Source organism: Gibbsiella greigii, assembly GCF_039540155.1.
Lineage (GTDB): Bacteria > Pseudomonadota > Gammaproteobacteria > Enterobacterales > Enterobacteriaceae > Gibbsiella > Gibbsiella quercinecans.
The window spans coordinates 1-673 of the sequence record NZ_BAABEM010000013.1 but is presented as its reverse complement, the minus strand read 5'-3'; the positions used below and the strand labels follow the sequence as shown (position 1 = coordinate 673).

Annotated in this window: 1 pseudogene; it reads right to left on the bottom strand. The window is 59.4% G+C overall.

Annotated elements, in window-relative coordinates:
* Nucleotides 1-673, bottom strand: a pseudogene (locus tag AC559G_RS12135) (IS3 family transposase); the annotation flags it as partial.

The window sequence follows — 673 nt, the reverse complement described above, 5'->3', positions numbered from 1 at the left end:
CATTGTCTTTGATAACATTCTGATAATCATGGGAACAGTACTGGCTCCCCCTGTCGGTGTGGACTATCACGCCGCGCGGCATCTTCCGCCGCCACAGCGCCATTTTCAGCGTATTGCACGCCAGCTCTGCCGTCATTCGTTCCGACATCGACCAACCCACCACCCGGCGCGAATACAGGTCGATAACCACCGCCAGGTACAGCCAGCCTTCCTCTGTCCACAGATACGTTATGTCGCCCACGTACTTCTGGTCCGGCCCCGTAGCACTGAAGTCCTGTTGCAACAGGTTCGGTGCCACCGGCAGGTTATGCCGGCTGTTTGTCGTGGCTTTGAACTTANCATGGCCGGCCTCACGCAACTCCTGCGTCAGACGGGGCGCGCCATAGCGCTGTTTTGCCTGTATAAAAGCTTGCGCCACCCGCTCATCACACTGCTGGCGGCGCATCTGCCGCGGCGAGGGGGATTGCTGGCGCTTCAGCCACGCATACCAGCCGCTGCGCGAGACGCACAGTACCCGGGCCAGGCTTTTCACTGATAACGCCGCCTGATGTTGGTGTATAAAACCGTACTTCACTTCAGGCGTCTGGCGAAGTAGGTGGCCGCCTTTTGGAGAATGGCCAGTTCCTCATCCCGCTCGGCCAGTTGGCGCTTGAGGCGGGCGATTTCTGTTGCC